Source organism: Enterobacter sp. T1-1 (assembly GCF_000710795.1).
GTDB classification, from domain to species: domain Bacteria; phylum Pseudomonadota; class Gammaproteobacteria; order Enterobacterales; family Enterobacteriaceae; genus Enterobacter; species Enterobacter cloacae.
In genome coordinates this window covers 24436-40281 of the sequence record NZ_JALW01000056.1, presented here as the reverse complement: position 1 = coordinate 40281, position 15846 = coordinate 24436, and the positions used below count along the sequence as shown (strand labels likewise).

The following is a 15846-nucleotide window of genomic DNA, read 5'->3' as shown; positions in this document are numbered from 1 at the left end:
GAGAGGGCCGGGGTGACCGGACTGGCTTTCCTCTCAAATTCAACAACCTGTGATCTCCGTCGGCGCATTCGCTTGACGACAAATTGAGCGCATGTTACCAGAATGTTTTGCCTGTATTTGGCCCGTCAGACAAGGAACATTCATGTTACGGTACAGCCTCTTAACCGCCGGGCTGCTGCTCGGCGCGTCAGCGTTTGCCGCCCCGGCAGGCGATCTTCCCCTGATGCCCTGGCCTGCGAAGGTTGAACGCCCGACCACTCAGGGCGCGCTGGTGCTTAATAATCAACTCTCCGTAAGCGTCAGCGGAGACGATCTCGGTGACGCCGTTAACCGCCTGCGCCAGCGCATTGCCCTGCAAACCGGCTGGACGCTGCAGCCGCAGGCCGACAAACCCGAAAAACCGACCATCCGCATTGCCATTGCCAAAAAAGTGAAGCCGCAGCCGCTGCCGGACAGCGACGAAAGCTATAAGCTGACGGTGGATGCCAACGGGGTGGATATCTCCGCCAACACCCGCTTCGGCGCGCTGCGTGCCATAGAAACGCTGCTCCAGCTGGTGCAAAACGGCGCAGAAAACACCTCTGTACCGTGGGTGACCATTGAAGATTCCCCGCGCTTCCCGTGGCGCGGGCTGCTGCTGGACTCGGCGCGCCACTTTATCCCGCTGGCGGATATCAAACGCCAGATCGACGGTATGGCCGCGGCAAAACTCAACGTGCTGCACTGGCATTTAACCGACGATCAGGGCTGGCGTTTCAGCTCAAAGCGCTATCCTAAGCTGACCCAGCTTGCCAGCGACGGGCTATTCTACACGCCAGAGCAGATGCGCGAGATTGTCCGCTATGCTGCCGAGCGCGGTATCCGCGTGGTGCCGGAGATCGATATGCCAGGCCACGCCTCGGCCATTGCCGTGGCCTACCCGGCGCTGATGAGCGCGCCGGGGCCGTACGAAATGGAGCGCCACTGGGGAGTCTTAAAGCCGGTGCTGGATCCGACCAAAGAGGCCACTTACGCCTTTGCTGACACGATGGTCAGCGAACTGGCGGCGATCTTCCCCGATCCTTATCTGCACATCGGTGGCGATGAGGTGGACGACAGCCAGTGGAAAGCGAATCCGGCCATTCAGCAGTTTATGCGCGACCACAAGCTGGCGGACAGCCACGCGCTGCAGGCGTATTTCAACCGCAAGCTGGAAACGATCCTTGAAAAACACCACCGGCAGATGGTGGGCTGGGATGAGATCTACCATCCCGATCTGCCCAAAAGCATTCTGATCCAGTCCTGGCAGGGGCAGGATGCGCTGGGACAGGTGGCGCAGAACGGCTACAAAGGGATCCTCTCGACGGGCTTCTATCTCGATCAGCCGCAGTCCACCGCTTACCACTACCGCAATGAGATCGTGCCGCAGGCCTTAAACGGCGTGGACGTGATTGCCGACACCGACAGCGCCCAGAGCTGGGCCTTCTCCATGCCGCGTCTGAAAGGCAAGCCGGTCGAAGGCAGCTTTACGCTGGTGAAAGGGGAGTCCGGCTGGCGCGGATTTATTGATTTTGCCGGCAAGTCCCGCCGCGCGGTGGATAACATTGCGTGGCGCGATAACAATCAGGTGACGTTTACCGTTGATACCTGGATGGGCGAAACGCGCCCGGTGGTGTCGGTTGATAACGATAAGCTCACGGGTTATTTCCTGGTGGGGAATGTCCGCTACCCGATCAGCGGCACGCGTCTGGATGAGGTTCCTAAAGGCACTCCGCCGGTAGTGCCGGATATCGCGCATCAGGTTAATCTGCTTGGCGGAGAAGCCGCGCTGTGGGCGGAAAACGTGGTGGCGCCGGTGCTGGATATCCGTCTGTGGCCGCGTACCTTTGCGGTGGCGGAGCGGTTATGGTCCACGCAGGATGTTACCGATGTCGACAACATGTACACCCGCCTGCAGGCGATGGACAGCTGGTCGACGGTCTCGGTCGGGCTGCAGCAGCACACCCAGCAGCAGGTGCAATTCACGCGCCTTGCCGGGAATGCCGATACGCTGCCGCTGCAAATCCTCGCCCAGGCGGTGGAGCCTGCGCAGTATTACACTCGTCAGCATCTCAAATTCCAGGCCGGAAACTACCATCAGTTTGAGCCGCTCAACCGCTTCGCGGATGCGCTGAACGCCGAAAGCGCCACCGTGCGCCAGATGAACAAATGGGCCGACCGTCTGGTGAGCGACGCCGAGGATACCGAAAGTGCCGACGCGCTGCGCCATGTGTTTAACCGCTGGCAGAGCAATACCAGCGACGCGCTGGCACTGAGTGAAAACAGCTATCAGCTGAAGGCGATCAAGCCGGTGATTCAGGAGGTGGATAAGCTGGCCTCGATTGGCCTAAGGCTCACCGATCTGGTGGCGCGTCAGGGCACGCTGGACGATAAAGAGATCGCCTCAATTCAGAGCGAGCTGGATAACGCGGCGAAGGTTCAGGACGAAGTGGTGATTGCGGCGGTGTACCCGCTGGAGACGCTGCTGCGCGCGACGCGGAATCAGTAGGAAAAACCCCCTCACCCCAACCCCTCTCCCCAAAGGGGCGAGGGGCTCGATCGGTTCCCTCTCCCCTTTGGGGAGAGGGTTAGGGTGAGGGGACTAGTGCTTAAGCACCCACGCCTCTTTCCAGTGTGAACCCGTGCCCGGCTCAAACTGGGTCGCATACTTGCTCCACTGCACGCAGTAGCCGCTGTACGGGAAAGGCTTACACTGGTAGGTCTTACCGTCTTTTGGCTGCAGCACCACGGTGCCTGCTTTGTACGACGCGATGTTATCCGGGAAGATGTAGTCATGCTGACCGGTGCTGTTGTCCGCCGCGGCTTCCTCTTCCAGCATCAGGTTCAGCACATCCTGCGCAAACAGCGTGCCGTCTTTATTGGTGGCGTAGTACTTCAGCATGTGGTGACCCGCCTCAACGCCGGTCAGCGTCAGGGTGACGTCCTGATTCGCGTTATTCATCTCCTGCTTCAGGTACCCTTTTTCCGCCCCGTGATGGTTCATGACGTGGGCTTCGAAATCGACGTTACCGTGAGTATTCACATGGAAGGTGACGGTCGCATTGCCGTTCTCGATTTTGCTGTAGTGCAAATTGCTGACGGCGATGGTTTCATTGACCTCTGCCTTCTGCTCTTCGTATGAAATCGCAACGGACTGCAGGGCGCTGCCCTCTTTGACGAAGACGCTGTTGGCGCCATGGACCGGGCTAATCTCGCCGCCCTCATCCTTCACGCCGACGCGAATGTCCTGGTGCGCGGTATTAATTTTCTGCGCCAGATCGTACGACCACTGGTTAGCATCCCCCTGCGCGGCCGTGGCGATCGTCATTTCCGTGCGCAGGGACGTCACTTCACCGTGCGCATCGAAGAAGCGGGCAATGACCTTATCGCCGACGTTCAGGTTATTTCCTGCAATCTGGCCGCTGAGGACCTTGCTCCACTCTGATTCGATGCTGGCACCGTCATCCGGGGTAACATTGCCGCCGTTACCAAAATCAACGTCAATGGCCTGGTAGAAACTGTTTGAGGTATCCGCTATTTCCCAGACGCCATAAATCACCTGGTAACCCGTTCGCGCAGGTACATTACAGGTCATGGCTTTGCGCATCGCGGGGGCCTGGCCATTTCCATTCACGGTACAGAACGGGGTTAATTCAAACTGATCGCGGGTCAGGGGTTTATTCGGATCCCAGTTTTGTTTGGTGATGTAGTAACGCCAGTTGGTGGTTTTGTGCGGCGCGGTGTGATACCAGACAAACTCATGCGGGCCGGCAGTCATGGGGCTTTTCGTCCACGCGTTCAGGCTCTGTTTATCCAGTTGGGAGTAATTCGCAATCCCCGCGCTGGCAAGCTGGCCGTCTGGCGGCATCGCACCGCCCGGGAAGCCGGAGGTTTTCTCCACGCTCTGCGGTTCATACTGAACGGAGCCACAGTCAATGTTTTGACCGAGCTTGCACATATAAGCGCGGCTGGCAGGAGACTCAATATATCCGTGCGCTAAAGCGGATGAGGCAACGGTCAGGGTCGCCATCGCAAGGGCAATTTTTGATAATTTCATTTTTAGTCCATTAATAATAAATACGCAGGGTGATGTTATTAATGGCGGGTGGGGGAAGTCATGCGTTGGTGAGAGGAAAAATAACCAAAAAAAATGGACAGCCGAAGCCGCCCATTCTCTGCTGCTATCAATCAGCGACGTACGGCAATCGCTTCGATTTCAATTTTCACGTCTTTTGGCAGACGAGCCACTTCCACGCAGGAGCGCGCCGGGAAAGAGGCGTTATGCTCGGTGAAGAACGCTTCATAAGTGGCGTTAACGGTGGCGAAATCGTTCAGATCTTTCACGAAAACGGTGGTTTTCACGATGTCGCCCACTTTCAGGCCTGCGGATTCCACGATCGCCTGCACGTTTTCCAGCGACTGACGCGCCTGCGCCGCTACGTCGGCTGGCACTTCACCGGTCTTCGGGTTCACCGGGATCTGGCCAGAGGTAATAATCATGCTACCCAGATCAACGCCCTGAACGTATGGGCCGATAGCCGCTGGTGCATTTTCCGTCGCGAGTACTTTGGTCATGATTTCTCCAGAATAACAGCTGATTTAAGAGTCCCGGCCATTATAGGGAGGCCGGGATCCTTTACCAACCTCAATTAGTTGGCCAGCACCACATAATGAGAAAACTCTTTTTCGCAGTATTTGCATTTGAGTGCGATGTCATCGGCGCGTTTTTTCACTGCGAAGCTGGAGGAGACCGGTTCCGCGTGGCTGATGCAGTTGCTGTTCGGGCAAACCAGCACGCTCTCAATCCGCTCCGGCAGGCTTGGGCGTGATTTGCCCACCACGTCGTAATTGTCGATACGGTTAACGGTGGCGTCCGGCGCGTACAGCGACAGCTGGTTAACCTGCTCGTCGGTCAGGAAGGTATTCTCGATCTTGATCAGGTCCTTGCGGCCCATTTCGCCTGACGGCAGATTCAGGCCGATGGTGATGCGCTGGTCGGTTTCGGTCAGTTTAAACAGCGTCAGCAGCTTAAAGCCGACCTGCGCAGGGATGTGGTCAATCACGGTGCCACGTTTGATGGCTTCAACCTGGAGTTTGTTATCGTGTGTCATTGTCGTTTCCCCTTACAGAGCCAATTCGCGATTCAGAACCAGTGCCAGTAACGCCTGGCGGGCGAAGATGCCGTTTCCGGCCTGCTGGAAGTACCAGGCGTGCGGCGTTTTATCCACGTCTGTGGTGATCTCATCGATGCGCGGCAGCGGGTGCAGCACCTTCATGTTGTCGCGCGCGCCCTCGAGGTCGCTGGCGCGCAGCACAAACTGCGCCTTCACGTTGGCGTACTCGGACGGATCCAGACGCTCTTTCTGCACGCGGGTCATATACAGAATATCCACGTTGCCCATCACCTCTTCGATGCTGGCGTGCAGGCTCCACGGAATGCCTTTTTCATCCAGCATGTCGAGAATGTACTGCGGCATCGCCAGCGCGTCCGGGGCGATGAAGAAGAAGCGGTTGCCGTTGAATTTCGCCAACGCCTGGGTCAGGGAGTGAACCGTGCGGCCATATTTCAGGTCACCTACCATGGCGATGTTCAGGTTTTCCAGACGGCCCTGGGTCTCCTGAATGGTGAACAGATCCAGCAGGGTTTGCGTCGGGTGCTGGTTGGCACCGTCACCGGCGTTCAGCACCGGAATACCGCCGGAGAACTCGGTCGCCAGACGGGCCGCGCCCTCCTGCGGGTGACGCATTACAATCGCGTCAACGTAGGTGCTAATCACTGAAATGGTATCCGCCAGGGTTTCGCCTTTTTTACCCAGCGACGTGTTACTGCTGTCTGAGAAGCCCACCACGCTCGCGCCCAGGCGGTGCATGGAGGTTTCAAAGGAGAGGCGGGTGCGGGTCGACGCTTCAAAGAAGCAGCTCGCAATCACCTTGTGCTTCAGCAGCTCCGGTTGCGGATTGGCCTTCAGTTTTGCCGCGGTTTCCAGAACCAGTTCCAGCTCTTCGCGGCTGAGGTCGTTTATGGAAATGATGTGTTTTTGATAAAGCGGATTCATGTTTATCTCCTGACGCCGGGCAAAAAAAAGCCCCTCAAATGAGGGGCTCTGGGAATAGGTTTAGCAACGGGAAGAAAAACGGCAGGCCAGCGTCTGATTTCAGACGCGGTAAGACGTTATGTCGAACACGCTTGACCATGCTTCCTCCCGGCAAATTGTCGGGCATTATACGCACCCCGATGTCCGGATCAAGCAATTTAATGCACGCTTTACTCAATGCAAACGGTTCTTTATGAATATTAATGCGTTCTGAGTAAATAATTAATTTGCTTATGCACCAGCGCGGTACGCTTCACCACCCGGGGGGCGACCCAGACAATACTGCTTCCGGCAACCACGCCTAAAATTTCCGGTAACTGGTGATAATCCAGAATGCGCGCCACCGCGCGGCCATATCCGGCCACGGTATGAATAAGGATAAATTCGCTATTATGCTCCACGCTGACCACCATTTCGGAAACTGTACGTGCGGCGTCGGGGGCAGGGCGCAGAAGAGGATTCAACGAATAAATCTTTAGCCCTTTGGCATTTCGAATTTTTATGACACCAAGCAACTTGAGCAGACGTGAAACGGTGGACTGGCTGATGGTCTCAAAACCACGCTCCTGCAAATCGCGGCGAATCTCTTCCTGGGAGAGATAGCTCTTTTCTGCGATCAGGCGCTGACAGACCGTCAGCTGTAGCTGTTCTTTTGGAGAGTAATCACCATATTCCGTCATAACTATTTCCCATGTAAGTGGCTGAAACAAAACGCCCGGTGGCGCTACGCTTACCGGGCCTACAACGTCAAAACATCACAATACTGCCCCCAGGCTTAACGCCACCATGATCACCACCGTGAGTATCCCCAGCAGCGGCGCCACCCATTTCAGGTAGCGCACATAGGGCACGCGGGCGATAGCCAGCCCGCCCATAACCACAGCGGAGGTGGGCGTCACCAGGTTAACGATACCGGAGGCTGACTGGTAAGCCGTGACTACCAGGTCGCGGTTGACGTTAGCGAAATCGGCAAGCGGTGCCATGATCGGCATCGTCAGAACGGCCAGGCCGGATGAAGAAGGCACAAGAAACGACAGCACCACCTCCAGCCAGTACATCACGTTGATAAACGCCACCGTGGATAACCCGCTGACCAGCCCTTCCGCGCTGTGCAAAATGGTGTGGGTAATCATGCCCTTATCCATGATGACTACGATACCGCGGGCGATGCCGATAATCAGCGCGACGCCCAGCAAATCTCGTGCGCCGTTAATAAACGTTGAGGTCAGCTCCTCTTCGCTCATGCGGGCGATAAGCCCCACGATAATGGCGCTGGCGAGAAACACCGCCGAGATCTCCGCCATCCACCAGCCCAGCACCGCCACGCCGTAAATCATCACCGCGAAGGCGAGGGCGAAAATGACCAGGATGATTTTGCGCACCGGGGTAAATTCCAGCGTCTGTGCGTCTTTGTTACCGAGGAAATGGGCGCGGTTCTCTTCCTGTTTGTCTGCAACGATGGAGAGAGACGGATCCTGGCGCACCTTACGGGCGTAACGCATTACCCACGCCACGCAGATGATCCAGCCGATGACCAGCAGCGCCACGCGCAGGGCGATCCCGTTGGTGAAGGGGATCCCGGCGGCGTTGGCGGCGATCACCGTGGCGAAAGGGTTGATGGTAGAGCCGAGCGTGCCGATCCCCGCGCCGAGCAACACGGTGGAGGCCGCAACAACCGGATCAAAACGGGCGGCCAGCATCACCGGCACCAGCAGGGTGTAGAACGGCAGTGACTCTTCGGCCATGCCGTAGATGGTGCCGCCTGCGGCGAACAGCGCCATCAGGATCGGGATCATCCACTCTTCACGCCCGCGTAATCGTGTGGTGACGCGCTCGATCCCGGCGTCGATCGCCCCGGTTTTGGTGACGATCCCGAGAAATCCCCCGATGATCAGGATAAACAGCGCTACATCGATCGCCCCGGCCTGGCCGGACTCCGGATCGTACAGCCCGGCAATGGGAGCCATCAGTACGGAAACCAGCCCCTGCGGGTGGGCCGCCACGTGCGCGTAGGTCCCGGCAACCGGCACGTCCTTGCCGAGCGCCTCGTTCATTGCCATATGGTACTGTCCGGCCGGAATAATCCACGTCAGCACGGCCACGACGGCAATCAGAAAAAAGAGAATGGTGTAAGCGGAGGGAAACTTAAACTTGCCCATGATGTTCTCCTGAACCCCGGCGCACCCCGTGGCGCGCCGGGCGGTGATTAGTCGCCGAGTGTCGCCACCATGACGGCTTTTATGGTGTGCATACGGTTTTCTGCTTCGTCGAAGACAATAGAGTTTGGTGATTCAAAGACCTCTTCCGTCACCTCCAGTCCTTTCAGGCCGTAGGCCATCTCAATTTCGCGGCCCACTTTGGTGTGTTCGTTGTGAAACGCCGGCAGGCAGTGCATAAACTTGACGTTCGGGTTGCCGGTGGCCTTCATCACCTGCGCATTGATTTGATACGGCTTCATCAGGCTGACGCGCTCGGCCCAGGCTTCCTTCGGCTCTCCCATGGAGACCCACACGTCGGTGTAGAGGAAATCGGCTCCCTGCACACCTTCTTCTACGTCGTCGGTAAGGGTGATGCGTGCGCCCGTTTCTTTGGCGATGGCGCGGCACTGCTCAACCAACCCCGCTTCCGGCCAGAAGGACTTTGGTGCCACCAGGCGGATATCCATTCCCATCTTGGCCGCACCGACCATCAGCGAGTTGCCCATGTTGTTGCGCGCGTCGCCCAGATAGGCAAAGCTCAGCTCCGGCAGGGTTTTGCCCGGCGAGTGCTCCAGCATGGTCATCAGATCGGCGAGGATTTGTGTGGGGTGGAACTCGTCAGTCAGGCCGTTCCATACCGGCACGCCCGCGTACTCGCCCAGCTCTTCGACGATGGCCTGGCCGTAGCCGCGATACTCGATGCCGTCATACATGCGGCCCAGCACGCGGGCGGTGTCTTTCATCGACTCTTTATGGCCAATCTGCGAGCCGCTTGGGCCGAGGTAGGTGACCTGCGCGCCCTGGTCAAATGCGCCCACTTCAAAGGCGCAGCGGGTGCGGGTGGAGGTTTTTTCAAAAATCAGGGCGATATTTTTCCCGACCAGGGTTTGCTTCTCACGTCCGGCTTTTTTGGCGGCCTTCAGTTCGATGGCGAGGTCGATCAGGTACTGGATCTCCGCCGGGGTATAGTCCAGCAGTTTGAGGAAGTTGCGGTTTTTCAGGTTGATGGTCATGTGGGAAATCCTTTTTAAAATTTTGCTGTCTGGTGCCCTCACCCCGGCCCTCTCCCACGGGGAGAGGGAGAGTCGGGTGAGGGGGAAGTTATTCAGTTACGAATCAACGTGCCTTTCTCGCCCGCGAGGATCTCCGCGCCGTCGGCCAGCGCGCCGATCCCGGCAATCCCGTTGCAGGCCTCAACAAACTCGCGGCAGGCGGCCACTTTCGGTCCCATCGAGCCGGCGTCGAACGCCATGCCCTTGAGCAGTTCCGGCGTCACCTGTGCCAGCGGACGCTGGGTTGGTTTGCCCCAGTCGAGGTACACCGCGTCGGCATCGGTGAGGATCAGCAGGGCATCCGCCTCAATCTGGCGCGCCAGCAGGGCGGCGGAGAGGTCTTTGTCGATCACCGCCTCAATGCCGTGATAGCCGTTGGCGTTTTCCACCACCGGCACGCCGCCACCGCCGTTGCAGATCACCAGGTGGTCGCGCTGGATCAGCGCCGCGATGGCATCGCTCTCAACGATGCGTTTCGGCTGCGGAGAGGGCACCACGCGGCGGAAGTAGCTGCCGTCGGCCTTGAACACCCAGCCTTTCTCTGCCTGTAGCGTTTTTGCCTGGGCTTCGCTGTAGACCGGGCCGATGTACTTGGTCGGGTTGCTGAAGGCCGGGTCGGCGGCGTCCACCTCCACCTGGGTGAGCAGCACGCTCACCTCGCGCTGGGGCAGGCTGTTTTTCAGCGCCTGCTGGAGCATGTAGCCGATCATCCCCTGGCTTTCGGCGCCGAGAACGTCCAGCGGGTAGGGGGCGACTTTGTCGTAGGCGCTGTTCTGCAACGCCAGCAGCCCGACCTGCGGCCCGTTGCCGTGCACCAGCACCACGCGCCACTGCTCCGTCAGCCCGGCGATGGTACGGGCCGCGAGATCGATGTTTTTACGCTGGATCTCGGCTTCTAGCGGTTCGCCGCGTTTGAGCAATGCGTTGCCGCCCAGGGCCACAACCAGAGTGGGTTTTCGTTCCATAGTGGCTCCTTAAATTCCGTCGCGTTCCAGTGGGCAGCTCATGCAGCGCGCGCCGCCGCGACCGCGTCCCAGCTCGTCGCCCGGGATAGGCAGCACGGTGATCCCCGCTTTGTCGTATTTCTCGTTGGTCCAGACGTTGCGCTCGTAGCCGATCACCACGCCCGGGCGGATGGTGAGCACGTTGTTGGCGTCGTTCCACTGCTCGCGCTCGGCTTCAAAGGCGTCGCCGCCGGTGGTGATCAGGCGTACCTGATTAATACCGAGCGCTTTCTCGATGGCGTGCAGCAGGTCGGTTTCCTGGGTGCGCAGCAGGCCGCCGCGTCCGTCCGGGGTGAGCGTCCAGCACTGGGCGTCTTTACGCACCACTTCCGGGTAGACGGAGAAGGTGTCCACGTCGATGTGGGTCATGACGGTGTCGAGGTGCATGCAGGAGCGGTGTTTTGGCAGCTCAACGGCAATCACGCGCTCGGCCTGTCGATGTTTAAACAGGCTGTTAGCGAGGAACTCCACGCCCTGCGGGGTGGTGCGTTCAGACATGCCAATTAATACCGCGCCGCGGCCAATCACTAATACGTCGCCGCCCTCCAGGGTGGCATGGTCATAATTAATATTCTCGTCGCCGAAATACTTAATAAATTCGCCATCGGCGAATGCCGGGTGCCAGCGATATATGGCCCGCAGGTTATTGGTTTCACGCTGGCGGGCCGGTTTGGCCATCGGGTTAATGGAGACGCCGTTATAAATCCAGCACGAGGTATCGCGGGTAAATAAATGGTTTGGCAGCGGCTTCATAATAAAATCATTCGCCGTGTGGGTATCCACCACCATATTTTTAATCGCCGCCGGAATTTCACCGTAGGTTAATCCGCCGCTCAGTCTGCGCGCCAGTTCCCGGTGCGGCATATCCGCCAGCCAGCCGCGGACATCGCTGGCAAAGGTGGGGCCGAGACGGTAGTCGGAGATTTGCGTCTCCAGCAGCCAGGCTTTCGCCTCTGCAATATCAAGCGTTTGAGTGAGAAGGTCGGTCAACAGCAGGACTTCCACACCCTGCTCGCGCAGCGTGTTTGCGAAAATGTCATGCTCCTCACCCGCCCGCTCAACCGAGAGCACATCATCAAATAACAGCTCCTGACAGTTTGATGGCGTTAAGCGTTTAAGACTTAAATTAGGGCGGTGCAGCATCACGCTACGCAATTGACCAATTTCAGAACCGACATAATGCTTTTCCATAATTATTCCTTTAACTGTTTTTCAGAATAAAAAGGGCATGCGCCATATTCGTGTAATGATATGGCGGCTAAGCTCAATTGATTTCGTGGTCAATAGTAGGCGCTTAAATAAACCGTATTGTGATGTTGCTCACGTGAAATTAGGTATTGAGTAGTTTGTTTTCATTTGCATGATTCGCATCAGATAATGATTAATTTGATATTATTAGCCGGTGAATAGCTAAGCAGGATCCGTTGGCATTATTTGTGGTTGTTATTATTTTGTAGAATTTAATGTTTTGACATATTTGGTTATGATATTGATTTTAAATGATTTTATTTCATGTGCGGAATGGCTATGCAGAATAGCCAATTAACTATTTTTGACTTAAGAAAAATCAATAAATAATTATGGAATTTAATAGCAAATAATCAAAATGATAAAGTGTGAAGCTGGCGCGAGTTTTATGATGAAGGCAGTACAATCAGTGAGTTAGCGACACGGCATCGTCACGACGCGCTGAGGTTATGCATAACAACTGCATAAATGCCTGTGAGGGATTAACAGCAAATTAACACCATTCCCGATAAACATGCGTTCGCGCAACTCTCCGCGAAAAAGGGCTGGTATGGCAGTTTGAATTCTCGTATAAAAGATTAAAATGAAACAGCGTTTTATTATGAGGGTTTAATTATGATTATCGGCAACATCCACCATCTGCAAGCCTGGCTACCGGAACCCCTGCGTCTGGCCATCGAGCACGTTAAAGCCCACGTCACCGACGCCACCCCGCCGGGCAAACACGACATCAACGGCAACAACCTGTTTTATCTGGTCTCCGAAGACATGACCCAGCCGTTTGCCGAGCGCCGCGCGGAGTACCATGCTCGCTATCTGGACATTCAGATTGTGCTCAAAGGGCAGGAAGGGATGACGTTCAGTACCTTGCCACACGGCACGCCGGACACCGACTGGCTGGCGGATAAAGATATCGCGTTCCTGCCGGAAGGCGAGCAGGAGAAAACCGTGGTGCTGAGCGAAGGGGATTTCGTGGTGTTCTGGCCGGGTGAAGTGCATAAGCCGCTGTGCGCGGTGGGGGCGCCTGCTAAGGTCAGGAAAGTGGTTGTTAAGATGTTGGTGGAGTAACCCCTTACCCCTCACCCTAACCCTCTCCCTGTGGGAGAGGGCCGGGGTGAGGGCACCAGACCGCACCCACGCATAATGTGATCCAGCTTAAACTTCCCACACTCCCTCCTCATCTCTCATTTACCTGTGCTTTTTCTGCGTCATAGTATGATCGTTAAATTAATGAACGCCGTTCTATAATGTAGAACAAAATGATTCAGCAAGGAGATCTCATGCCGCAGTCCGCGTTGTTCACGGGAATCATTCCCCCTGTCTCCACCATTTTTACCGCCGACGGCCAGCTCGATAAGCAGGGCACCGCCGCGCTGATCGACGATCTGATCGCGGCAGGCGTTGACGGCCTGTTCTTCCTGGGCAGCGGCGGTGAGTTCTCCCAGCTCAGCGCCGAAGAGCGTAAAACCATTGCCCGCTTTGCTATCGATCACGTCGATCGTCGTGTGCCGGTGCTGATCGGCACCGGTGGCACCAACGCCCGGGAAACCATTGAACTGAGCCAGCACGCCCAGCAGGCGGGGGCGGACGGCATCGTGGTGATCAACCCCTACTACTGGAAGGTATCTGAAGCGAACCTGATCCGCTATTTCGAGCAGGTGGCCGACAGCGTCACGCTGCCGGTGATCCTCTATAACTTCCCGGCGCTGACCGGGCAGGATCTGACGCCGGCGCTGGTGAAAATCCTGGCCGACTCGCGCAGCAACATCGTCGGCATTAAAGACACCATCGACTCCGTGGCCCATCTGCGCAGCATGATCCACACCGTCAAAGCCGCCCATCCGCACTTCACCGTGCTGTGCGGCTACGACGATCATCTGTTTAATATCCTGCTGCTCGGCGGCGATGGGGCGATCTCGGCCAGCGGCAACTTTGCTCCGCAGGTGTCGGTGAATCTTCTGAAAGCCTGGCGGGATAAAGACGTGGCGAAAGCGGCTGAGTATCATCAGACCTTACTGCAAATACCGCAGATGTATCAGCTGGATACGCCGTTTGTGAATGTCATTAAAGAGGCAATTGTGCTCTGCGGCCGCCCGATTTCTACCCACGTGCTGCCGCCCGCCTCTGCGCTGGACGAGCCGCGTAAGGCGCAGCTGAAAACCCTGCTGCAACAGCTCAAGCTCTGCTGAGCCGGACGATAACCATGACCATCGAGAAAATTTTCACCCCGCAGGATGATGCGTTTTATGCCGTCATCACCCATGCGGCGGGGCCGCAGGGCGCGCTGCCGCTGACTCCGCAGATGCTGATGGAATCCCCCAGCGGCAATCTGTTCGGCATGACCCAGAACGCCGGGATGGGCTGGGACGCCAACAAGCTGACCGGCAAAGAGGTGCTGATTATTGGCACCCAGGGCGGCATCCGCGCCGGGGACGGACGACCAGTTGCGCTGGGCTACCACACCGGGCACTGGGAGATCGGCATGCAGATGCAGGCCGCGGCGAAGGAGATCACCCGCAACGGCGGGATCCCGTTTGCGGCCTTCGTCAGCGATCCGTGCGACGGGCGCTCGCAGGGCACGCACGGGATGTTCGACTCCCTGCCGTACCGCAACGATGCGGCGATTGTGTTTCGTCGTCTGATTCGCTCCCTGCCGACGCGCCGGGCGGTCATTGGCGTGGCGACCTGCGATAAAGGGCTGCCTGCCACCATGATTGCGCTGGCCTCGATGCACAATCTGCCGACCATTCTGGTGCCGGGCGGGGCGACGCTGCCGCCGACCGTGGGGGAAGACGCGGGCAAGGTGCAGACCATCGGCGCGCGCTTTGCTAACCACGAACTGTCATTGCAGGAGGCCGCCGAGCTGGGCTGTCGCGCCTGCGCCTCGCCGGGCGGCGGATGTCAGTTCCTCGGCACGGCGGGCACCTCGCAGGTGGTGGCCGAAGCGCTGGGTCTGGCGCTGCCGCACTCCGCGCTGGCGCCGTCCGGGCAGGCGGTGTGGCTGGAAATTGCCCGCCAGTCGGCGCGGGCGGTGAGCGAGCTGGATAACCGCGGCATCACCACGCGCGATATCCTCACCGATAAAGCCATCGAAAACGCCATGGTGATCCACGCGGCGTTCGGCGGCTCCACCAATTTACTGCTGCACATCCCGGCCATCGCCCACGCGGCGGGCTGCACGATCCCGGACGTAGAACACTGGACACGCGTCAACCGCAGGGTGCCGCGCCTGGTCAGCGTGCTGCCCAACGGCCCGGACTATCACCCGACCGTGCGCGCCTTCCTTGCGGGCGGTGTGCCGGAGGTGATGCTCCACCTGCGCGATCTCGGCCTGCTGCATCTGGATGCCATGACCGTCACTGGCCAGACGGTGGGCGAAAACCTCGACTGGTGGCAGGCGTCCGAGCGCCGTAAACGCTTCCGCCAGTGCCTGCGCGAGCAGGACGGCGTGGATCCGGATGATGTGATCCTGCCGCCGGAGAAGGCAAAAGCGAGAGGGCTGACCTCGACGGTCTGCTTCCCGACGGGCAACATCGCGCCGGAAGGCTCGGTGATCAAGGCCACGGCCATTGACCCGTCGGTGGTGGGTGCCGATGGCGTTTACCGTCATACGGGCCGGGCAAGGGTGTTTGTCTCGGAAGCACAGGCGATTAAAGCCATCAAGCAGGAAGAGATTAAACAGGGCGATATCATGGTGGTGATCGGCGGTGGGCCGTCCGGTACCGGCATGGAAGAGACCTACCAGCTCACCTCTGCGCTGAAGCATATCTCGTGGGGCAAGACGGTGTCGTTAATCACCGATGCGCGCTTCTCTGGCGTGTCGACGGGCGCCTGCTTCGGCCACGTGTCGCCGGAAGCGCTGGCAGGCGGGCCGATTGGCAAGCTGCGCGACAACGACATCATTGAGATTGCCGTGGATCGCCTGACCCTGACGGGCAGCGTCAACTTTATCGGCACCGCAGAAAACCCGCTGACGCCGGAAGAGGGCGCGCGCGAGCTGGCAGTAAGACAGACGCACCCGGACCTGCACCCTCACGACTTTTTGCCGGACGATCCCCGCCTGTGGGCGGCATTGCAGTCGGTGAGCGGCGGCACCTGGAAAGGCTGTATTTATGACACCGATAAAATTATCGAGGTAATTAACGCCGGTAAAAAAGCACTCGGACTTTAATTATTTTCTGAGCGATACCGTCTACGGGAAATATCCCGTGGACGGTTTTCGCGTATCTTA

14 protein-coding genes are annotated in these 15846 nt (G+C 58.0%); 4 read left to right on the top strand and 10 right to left on the bottom strand.

Annotation, left to right across the window (positions count from 1 at the left end; all coding sequences use genetic code 11):
- The first annotated feature begins 142 nt into the window (after nt 1-142).
- On the top strand, nt 143-2527 hold the full coding sequence (locus AK59_RS0118520; protein ID WP_029883483.1) for a beta-N-acetylhexosaminidase: 2385 nt from the start codon (nt 143-145) through the stop codon (nt 2525-2527).
- Nucleotides 2528-2620: 93 nt separating this feature from the next.
- On the opposite strand, the gene gbpA is transcribed toward AK59_RS0118520, so the two are convergent.
- The 10 genes from gbpA to arcA form a co-directional block, all read right to left on the bottom strand.
- Entirely contained in the window at nt 2621-4075 is a 1455-nt protein-coding gene (gbpA, locus tag AK59_RS0118515) for an N-acetylglucosamine-binding protein GbpA (RefSeq protein WP_029883482.1), read from the bottom strand.
- A gap of 131 nt (nt 4076-4206) precedes the next feature.
- A complete protein-coding gene (ridA, locus tag AK59_RS0118510; RefSeq protein ID WP_006810315.1) occupies nt 4207-4593 on the bottom strand; it encodes a 2-iminobutanoate/2-iminopropanoate deaminase in 387 nt (128 codons plus the stop codon).
- A gap of 74 nt (nt 4594-4667) precedes the next feature.
- Nucleotides 4668-5129: an aspartate carbamoyltransferase regulatory subunit gene (gene pyrI / locus AK59_RS0118505; protein ID WP_013095364.1), complete on the bottom strand. Its 462-nt coding sequence runs from the start codon at nt 5127-5129 to the stop codon at nt 4668-4670.
- A gap of 12 nt (nt 5130-5141) precedes the next feature.
- Nucleotides 5142-6074, bottom strand: coding sequence for an aspartate carbamoyltransferase (pyrB, locus tag AK59_RS0118500; protein ID WP_014830458.1), 933 nt, complete (start codon nt 6072-6074; stop codon nt 5142-5144).
- 34 nt (nt 6075-6108) lie between these two features.
- Complete coding sequence (locus AK59_RS1000000124600; RefSeq protein WP_022646880.1) at nt 6109-6213, bottom strand: pyrBI operon leader peptide; 105 nt, start codon at nt 6211-6213, stop codon at nt 6109-6111.
- 100 nt (nt 6214-6313) lie between these two features.
- Nucleotides 6314-6793 (bottom strand): arginine repressor, encoded by a 480-nt coding sequence (locus AK59_RS0118495; RefSeq protein ID WP_013095367.1) that lies wholly within the window; start codon nt 6791-6793, stop codon nt 6314-6316.
- 75 nt (nt 6794-6868) lie between these two features.
- Entirely contained in the window at nt 6869-8272 is a 1404-nt protein-coding gene (locus AK59_RS0118490) for a YfcC family protein (protein WP_029883481.1), read from the bottom strand.
- A 47-nt stretch (nt 8273-8319) separates the two neighbouring features.
- Nucleotides 8320-9324: an ornithine carbamoyltransferase gene (argF, locus tag AK59_RS0118485; RefSeq protein WP_013095369.1), complete on the bottom strand. Its 1005-nt coding sequence runs from the start codon at nt 9322-9324 to the stop codon at nt 8320-8322.
- A 92-nt stretch (nt 9325-9416) separates the two neighbouring features.
- Nucleotides 9417-10328, bottom strand: a complete 912-nt coding sequence (locus AK59_RS0118480) for a carbamate kinase (RefSeq protein WP_013095370.1) — start codon at nt 10326-10328, stop codon at nt 9417-9419.
- Between the two features lie 9 nt (nt 10329-10337).
- Complete coding sequence (gene arcA, locus AK59_RS0118475; protein ID WP_013095371.1) at nt 10338-11558, bottom strand: arginine deiminase; 1221 nt, start codon at nt 11556-11558, stop codon at nt 10338-10340.
- Nucleotides 11559-12230: 672 nt separating this feature from the next.
- On the opposite strand from arcA, the gene AK59_RS0118470 reads away from it, so the two are divergent.
- The 3 genes from AK59_RS0118470 to yagF all read left to right on the top strand — a co-directional run bounded on the left by AK59_RS0118470 (nt 12231) and on the right by yagF (nt 15786).
- Nucleotides 12231-12683, top strand: coding sequence for a YhcH/YjgK/YiaL family protein (locus AK59_RS0118470; RefSeq protein ID WP_013095372.1), 453 nt, complete (start codon nt 12231-12233; stop codon nt 12681-12683).
- A gap of 212 nt (nt 12684-12895) precedes the next feature.
- Complete coding sequence (yagE, locus tag AK59_RS0118465; protein WP_013095373.1) at nt 12896-13804, top strand: 2-keto-3-deoxygluconate aldolase; 909 nt, start codon at nt 12896-12898, stop codon at nt 13802-13804.
- Between the two features lie 14 nt (nt 13805-13818).
- Nucleotides 13819-15786: a xylonate dehydratase YagF gene (gene yagF / locus AK59_RS0118460; RefSeq protein WP_029883480.1), complete on the top strand. Its 1968-nt coding sequence runs from the start codon at nt 13819-13821 to the stop codon at nt 15784-15786.
- Nucleotides 15787-15846: the final 60 nt, after the last annotated feature.

Excerpts from the sequence above, each read along its gene's own strand:
- AK59_RS1000000124600 (WP_022646880.1), bottom strand. The coding sequence starts at position 6,213 with ATGGTCAAGCGTGTTCGACATAACGTCTTACCGCGTCTGAAATCAGAC.
- argF (WP_013095369.1), bottom strand. The coding sequence starts at position 9,324 with ATGACCATCAACCTGAAAAACCGCAACTTCCTCAAACTGCTGGACTAT.
- pyrB (WP_014830458.1), bottom strand. The coding sequence starts at position 6,074 with ATGAATCCGCTTTATCAAAAACACATCATTTCCATAAACGACCTCAGC.
- AK59_RS0118480 (WP_013095370.1), bottom strand. The coding sequence starts at position 10,328 with ATGGAACGAAAACCCACTCTGGTTGTGGCCCTGGGCGGCAACGCATTG.
- pyrI (WP_013095364.1), bottom strand. The coding sequence starts at position 5,129 with ATGACACACGATAACAAACTCCAGGTTGAAGCCATCAAACGTGGCACC.
- AK59_RS0118490 (WP_029883481.1), bottom strand. The coding sequence starts at position 8,272 with ATGGGCAAGTTTAAGTTTCCCTCCGCTTACACCATTCTCTTTTTTCTG.
- arcA (WP_013095371.1), bottom strand. The coding sequence starts at position 11,558 with ATGGAAAAGCATTATGTCGGTTCTGAAATTGGTCAATTGCGTAGCGTG.
- yagE (WP_013095373.1), top strand. The coding sequence starts at position 12,896 with ATGCCGCAGTCCGCGTTGTTCACGGGAATCATTCCCCCTGTCTCCACC.
- AK59_RS0118470 (WP_013095372.1), top strand. The coding sequence starts at position 12,231 with ATGATTATCGGCAACATCCACCATCTGCAAGCCTGGCTACCGGAACCC.
- AK59_RS0118520 (WP_029883483.1), top strand. The coding sequence starts at position 143 with ATGTTACGGTACAGCCTCTTAACCGCCGGGCTGCTGCTCGGCGCGTCA.
- AK59_RS0118495 (WP_013095367.1), bottom strand. The coding sequence starts at position 6,793 with ATGACGGAATATGGTGATTACTCTCCAAAAGAACAGCTACAGCTGACG.
- ridA (WP_006810315.1), bottom strand. The coding sequence starts at position 4,593 with ATGACCAAAGTACTCGCGACGGAAAATGCACCAGCGGCTATCGGCCCA.
- yagF (WP_029883480.1), top strand. The coding sequence starts at position 13,819 with ATGACCATCGAGAAAATTTTCACCCCGCAGGATGATGCGTTTTATGCC.
- gbpA (WP_029883482.1), bottom strand. The coding sequence starts at position 4,075 with ATGAAATTATCAAAAATTGCCCTTGCGATGGCGACCCTGACCGTTGCC.